The organism is Psychromonas sp. (assembly GCF_041586535.1).
Classification (GTDB): Bacteria; Pseudomonadota; Gammaproteobacteria; order Enterobacterales; family Psychromonadaceae; genus Psychromonas.
Genome location: NZ_JBFGZY010000184.1, coordinates 1 through 6357 on the forward strand (window position 1 = coordinate 1; position 6357 = coordinate 6357).

General features: G+C 42.4%; 6 protein-coding genes. All 6 read right to left on the bottom strand.

The genetic code is table 11. The features are described 5' to 3' along the window. Positions 1–492: 492 nt before the first annotated feature. The 6 genes from rseP to pyrH all read right to left on the bottom strand — a co-directional run bounded on the left by rseP (position 493) and on the right by pyrH (position 6138). Complete coding sequence (gene rseP / locus ABZA00_RS15850; protein WP_372883125.1) at positions 493–1869, bottom strand: sigma E protease regulator RseP; 1377 nt, start codon at positions 1867–1869, stop codon at positions 493–495. Next, entirely contained in the window at positions 1863–3062 is a 1200-nt protein-coding gene (gene ispC, locus ABZA00_RS15855) for a 1-deoxy-D-xylulose-5-phosphate reductoisomerase (RefSeq protein ID WP_372883126.1), read from the bottom strand. The genes rseP and ispC overlap by 7 nt, the downstream gene beginning before the upstream one ends. 3 nt (positions 3063–3065) lie before the next feature. After that, a complete protein-coding gene (locus tag ABZA00_RS15860) occupies positions 3066–3917 on the bottom strand; it encodes a phosphatidate cytidylyltransferase (protein WP_372883127.1) in 852 nt (283 codons plus the stop codon). 65 nt (positions 3918–3982) lie between these two features. Further along, positions 3983–4666 carry a polyprenyl diphosphate synthase gene (gene uppS / locus ABZA00_RS15865; RefSeq protein ID WP_372883130.1) on the bottom strand — a complete coding sequence of 228 codons (684 nt, stop codon included), beginning with the start codon at positions 4664–4666 and terminating at the stop codon, positions 3983–3985. Positions 4667–4797: 131 nt separating this feature from the next. Continuing rightward, complete coding sequence (gene frr / locus ABZA00_RS15870) at positions 4798–5355, bottom strand: ribosome recycling factor (RefSeq protein WP_372883128.1); 558 nt, start codon at positions 5353–5355, stop codon at positions 4798–4800. A gap of 33 nt (positions 5356–5388) precedes the next feature. Next, positions 5389–6138, bottom strand: coding sequence for a UMP kinase (pyrH, locus tag ABZA00_RS15875; protein ID WP_372883129.1), 750 nt, complete (start codon positions 6136–6138; stop codon positions 5389–5391). Positions 6139–6357: the final 219 nt, after the last annotated feature.

Genomic DNA, 6357 nt, shown 5'->3' on the forward strand with positions numbered 1-6357 from the left:
GAATGCTAGCTAGACATAAAACTACGTTTTAGTCTTTGTTATTGATTTTGTAATTAGAACAACTAGTTACTGCAATCAATGCCTTGCTTTCATCCATTTTTCCTGCGCCTAAATAGATCATCTAATTAACGGAATTGGTATAATCAAATATATACCCATATTACTTCAAAATGCTTTGTCAGGCACGAGCTCGGAGACCAGAGCAAGACGCAACATGAGGTAATGGTTATTCCCTTTTCGATCGGTGCAACGCAGCACTGGTTTTCGAGCTAGCGCCCCGTAGCGCAAGGTAAATTGCACCAATCTGCTTTGCTATAAAATTTCTATGTAGAATAACTATACTTCAATTTTATGCCTGGCATCCCGGCACAATTTGCCTTGCTGACTTTGCATCTTGAAGTATCATGGGTATAAAAGATGCGGAGTTTATAAAGTAAACAGCGAACTTTCAATACCACCATTGCCAAAACGATAGAGTCGGCATTCAAAGCACTACCATAAATTAAAATCATTCAGGATAGCGATCAGCATCAGACTCATTAAAATCGCCGCACCTATTTTAAAGCCAATTTCCTGCACTCTTTCTGATACCGGCTTGCCGGTTACGACTTCTACGAAATAATATAACAGATGTCCGCCATCTAATACCGGCAGCGGAATAAGGTTCATCAGGCCAAGATTAACACTGATTAACGCCAGAAATCCTAAAAAGTACTCAATTCCATAATCCGCACTCATCCCTGCACCCTTAGCAATAGCCACCGGGCCGCTTAAGTTTTTAACCGAGATATCACCAGTAACCAGTTTGATAATGGTATTAAAAGTTAAGCTTATTAACTGCCCGGTTTTATCAAGCGCTCTGTCAAACGCCTGTAATGGCCCAAACTGTAATTTAACCCGGTATTCATCAGGATAAGCTTCTACTGCCGGCGAAACACCGATATAACCTTGTAGCGTTCCGGCGCCACCATCGCGGACATCTGGTATCAAGGCTATCCGCTGCACCATTGTGCCTCTTTCGATTTCAAGTTGCAGTGTTTGCTTGGCATTATTTTGGATAACCTCGACAAATTGCGCCCAGTTGTTCAATTTCTCACCATCAATGGCCAATAACTTATCGCCTACCTGTAAACCAGCCAGGGCTCCGGGGCCCCCCTCCACGAGTTGTCCAACCTCTAAATAGATCGCCGGACGGTAGGGGATCAGGCCTAAGCTGCTTATAACCGATTCAGTTTTAGGATCAAAAAGCCAATTTTCGAGCGGAATAATAAAGGTTTTTACAGGCTCACTGGACTCATTGCCGAAGGCGTCCTGTAACGGTTGAATAGTGATATTGAAGTGATTTTCACCAATCTGATCGACTAATGCTAAATTCAACGCTTCCCAGTCTTCAACCTGCTGCTCATTGACAGCGACAACTTTAAATAACTTTTCACCCTGCAATGCGCTCATTGGCGTTTCCGGACGAACCTTTTCAATAATGGGTTTAGCGCTGTTTACCCCAATCATATACATAAAAAAGAAGGCTACAATCGCTAATAAAAAATTCGCCAGCGGTCCTGCGGAAACGATAGCAATGCGCTGCCACACAGTTTTTTTATCAAAAGCAAAAGCCTCATCTTCTGCGCTTAACTGATCCACCCGGCCGTCAAACATTTTCACATAACCACCGAGCGGAATAGCTGCAATGGCAAATTCTGTGCCCTGTTTATCAAACCATTTAAACAGCACTTTGCCAAACCCGATAGAAAAACGGTGTACCTTTACCCCGCAGCGTCTTGCCACCCAAAAGTGGCCAAACTCATGGATAGCCACAAGGATACTCAATGCAACGATAAACGCGCCTAAATTCCATAAACCACTTAACATAAATAATCTCGTTTAATAATTTCGCCAGCGTTTAATCTGGCCAGGGCATCAATCTCTAACAGATGCTCGATTGATTCGATGCTCGCACCGCCAGCACAATTTAAAACGCGTTCCACAAGCTGCCCTATCTGGGTAAATTTTATTTTCTTCTGTAAAAAAGCAGCAACAGCCACTTCATTGGCAGCATTTAAGATAGTCGTTGACTGCTGCCCTTCGAAACAGGCATCAATGGCTAATTTAAGGCAGGGGTAGCGGGTAAAATCAGGCTCTGCAAAACTAAAATTAGCGGTCGAAAAGAAGTCAAAAAAACCACCACCGCTCTCTATACGCTGCTCGCCCCCCATCACATAGGCAATCGGAATACGCATATCAGGATTGCCCATTTGCGCGATTACGCTGCCGTCCTTATATTGCACCATGGAGTGAATCACCGACTGCGGGTGTATCACTACCTGTAACTGCGCTTTATCGGCATTAAATAACCAGCGTGCTTCAATGTATTCAAGGCCTTTATTCATCATGGTGGCTGAATCTATTGATATTTTGTTACCCATCGACCAGTTGGGATGTTTGATTGCCTGTGCGGGTGTGATAGAGGAAAATTCTGCCAGCGGTTTTTCTAAAAAGGGGCCACCTGAACCGGTTAACAATATTTTTGAGACCCCTTCCCCCGGCAGGTCACAAGCGCCAATAGTGTTCTGTAACCTTGGTGATAATGCCTGATAAATTGCATTATGCTCACTGTCAACGGGCCACAGTTTTGCGCCGGATTTTTTAACCGCATTGATAAACAGTGCCCCGGACATCACCAGCGCCTCTTTGTTGGCTAAAAAAATCTCTTTTCCCGCATCAACTGCCGCCAGAGTTGTTTTTAACCCGGCCGCGCCGACAATAGCTGCCATAACAGCATCCACTTCCTCGCCGGCCAGCAGCTGCAGCAGTTCCTGCTCATTGTCCAGCACCTGCGATGGCAAGTTGGCATTTTTAAGTAATTCACGCAGTTGCAAAGTTGCCCTGTTACAGCTCATTGCAACATAGCGCGGGGTGAACTCCTGACACAGCGCAAACATTTTATCAACGCTTGTCGAAGCCACTAATAAGGTTATTTCATATAATCCCGGGTTGCTTCGGCAAACGCTGACTGTACTTGCGCCGATCGAACCGGTCGCACCTAATATAGCTAATTTTTTCATTTTCTAACTTAACCATAACAGGTAAAAAAGAGCAAAAACCGGTACAGCAGCGGTTAAACTATCAATACGATCTAAAATGCCACCATGACCCGGTAATAAATGACTGCTGTCTTTCAAACCCGCTTCCCGTTTGAAAATACTTTCACTTAAATCACCCAGTGCTGAAACGATGATAGTGATTAAAGAGGCTATCAGGTAGGGCAGCATTTTATCCTCCGCAATGGTAAAGAAAATACCGACAGATAACGCTACGATCATGGCACTGAATAAACCGCCTAAAAATCCTTCCACTGTTTTCCCCGGGCTCACATTAGGTGCCAGCTTGCGTTTGCCAAATTTTTTACCGCAAAAATAGGCACCGATATCAGCAGCCCAGACCAGCACAAAAACGTACATTAATAAAGCACCGCCAAAATAAAACTCATGGTAGATATTGACTGAACGCAACACCACCATTGCCCAGAAAAGAGGCACTAATGTTAATAAACCAAAAAATGATTTAATCACTTTACTTTTTTGCCATAGGCCTGCTGACTTCGGATAGGTAATAACCATCACAAACGATAAACACCACCAGATTGCAGCAGCAAAAAGACCATAGATAATATAAGCGTTGATCTTGCCGTTGACCCAGATATGTTCAATGGGAATTAATAACAGGGTTGAGCCAAGTACCAGCCCGAAAAGGTATAAAGTCAAGCTCGAAGGTGCTTTGCTGACAAAACCGCCCCACTCTTTACTGGAGAGCAGAAAGATGACGGCGCTGAAAAGCATAAAAAACTGCAGAGGGAGAAAAAAAATGGCACCAATAGCCAGAGGCGCTAAAATTAAAGCTGTTATTATTCGTTGTTTCACAGAAACACCCTTGTTAAATTCGTGATGCTAGTAAATCCGCCTGAATGCATTTTCAGGCAGGATTGTTAGCTTAGTTGAGCACTGGTTTTACCAAAACGGCGTTCTTTACTTGAGAAAACATCCAACGCATTTTGAAACTCCTGAGCATCAAAATCAGGCCACAACACGTCGGTAAAATACAGTTCCGCATAGGCCAGCTGCCATAATAAAAAATTACTGATACGTTGATCACCGCCAGTACGAATCATCAAATCTACAGGTGGTAATCCGGATAATGAAATAGCCTGATCTAACATTTGCTCATTGATGTCATCGCTATTGAGTTCACCGGAAGCGACTAAAGAAGCTAATTTTTTAGTTGCCTGGGTGATATCCCAGCGCCCTCCATAATTTGCAGCAACACTAACCGTTAAACCGCTATTATTTTCAGTTTTATGTTCTGCTTCAATGACTTTTTTTTGTAAACGTTCACTAAAGCCGGAGAGATCGCCAATCACTTTAAACTTAATATTATTTTTATGTAACTTTTTGACTTCACTGTTTAATACAGTAAAAAACAGTTCCATCAGCATACTGACCTCTTGTTCAGGTCGCTGCCAGTTTTCGCTGCTGAATGCAAAAATAGTTAAGGCTTCAATTTTTTGCTCATTAGCGAAAACAATTGCCTTACGCAGGGACTTTACACCGTGTTTATGTCCTAATACGCGATGTTTACTTTTACGTTCAGCCCAGCGGCCATTGCCATCCATGATGATAGCGACATGTTTAGCAGATTTTGAATTTTCATTTAATGTGGCCACAATCAACCCTGATGCATAGTCGAAGATTAGTTAGCGTATTCAAAATATGAATACGCTAATTTCAGGTTATTAAGCTGTAATTAAACTTCCAGCAGTTCTTTTTCTTTTACGGCGAGCAGATCATCAATCTGTTTAATATAATCATCAGTCACTTTTTGTACCAGACCTTCTCCGGCGCGTTGCTCATCTTCACTGATATCTTTATCATTTTCCAGTGTTTTTAAATCGCTATTTGCGTCACGGCGAATATTACGGATGGCAATACGGCTGTTTTCAGCTTCACCGCGCACAACTTTAATTAAGTCACGACGACGCTCTTCAGTTAACGGAGGTAACGGAATACGAATCACAGTGCCCGCAGACATCGGGTTTAATCCCAGGTTTGAACCCATGATCGCTTTTTCTACCGCCTGGATCAGGCTGGCGTCAAAAACAGTTACTGTTAATGTACGCGCGTCTTCAGTAGAAACATTACTTACCTGGCGAAGCGGCGTATTGCTGCCGTAATACGGCACCATAATGCCATCTAATAAACTCGGATGAGCACGGCCCGTACGCACTTTTGTTAACTGACTTTTAAACGCTTCAACGGTTTTTCCCATGCGCGTTTGCGCATCATTTTTAACTTCATTGATCATAATAATTCCCCTAATTTTTAGTTATAAATTTTATTAGTTTTTTTCTATTATGGTGGCACAGTGAGTAATTGTTGTGCCCTCGCTTTCACCTAATACAACGCGGCTTAAAGCGCCCGGTTTGTTCATGTTGAACACGCGTATCGGTAAACTGTGATCACGTGCTAATGTAAATGCCGCAAGATCCATTACTTGTAATTCTTTTTCCAATACTACTTGGTAATCAAGCTCTGTATAGAGTTTTGCATCAGGATTTTTAACTGGATCAGCATCATAAACGCCATCTACTTTTGTACCTTTTAAAACCGCGTCGGCTTCAATTTCAATACCACGTAAACAAGCAGCAGAATCGGTCGTAAAAAAAGGATTACCTGTTCCGGCAGAAAAGATCACTACTGTACCTAATTTCAGGTATCTTATTGCCTCAGCCCAGTTGTAATCATCACAAACACCATTTAAAGGAATTGCCGACATCAAACGGGAGCTAACATGTGCTCGCTGTAGAGCATCACGCATAGCCAGACCGTTCATCACCGTCGCCAGCATCCCCATATGATCACCAACAACCCGGTTCATACCCGCTTGGGCAAGGCCTGCTCCACGGAAAATGTTACCACCACCAATAACTAAACCGACCTGAACACCAGCCTCTACTAATGATTTAATTTCAAGTGCCATACGATCTAATACTTTAGGATCGATACCAAAGCCCTCTTCTCCCACTAAGGCTTCACCACTTAACTTTAATAGAATACGGCGATATGCAGATTTTGGATTTGTTCTCATATGATAGTTCCTTAATATAGACTTAATACCGATTGCGTTGCTAGACTTTGTTTTAATATAGCAAAGTAATAGGTATCGATAATACCAAATCCGATAATTATCTATTCATTCATGCTTGTTAAAATGAATGCTAGCTAGACATAAAACTACGTTTTAGTCTTTGTTATTGATTTTGTAATTAGAACAACTAGTTACTGCAATCAATGCCTTGCTTTCATC

What these genes read in the sequence shown, in the direction of transcription:
- rseP (WP_372883125.1), bottom strand. Translation starts at nt 1,869, where the DNA reads ATGTTAAGTGGTTTATGGAATTTAGGCGCGTTTATCGTTGCATTGAGT.
- ispC (WP_372883126.1), bottom strand. Translation starts at nt 3,062, where the DNA reads ATGAAAAAATTAGCTATATTAGGTGCGACCGGTTCGATCGGCGCAAGT.
- uppS (WP_372883130.1), bottom strand. Translation starts at nt 4,666, where the DNA reads ATGGATGGCAATGGCCGCTGGGCTGAACGTAAAAGTAAACATCGCGTA.
- frr (WP_372883128.1), bottom strand. Translation starts at nt 5,355, where the DNA reads ATGATCAATGAAGTTAAAAATGATGCGCAAACGCGCATGGGAAAAACC.
- pyrH (WP_372883129.1), bottom strand. Translation starts at nt 6,138, where the DNA reads ATGAGAACAAATCCAAAATCTGCATATCGCCGTATTCTATTAAAGTTA.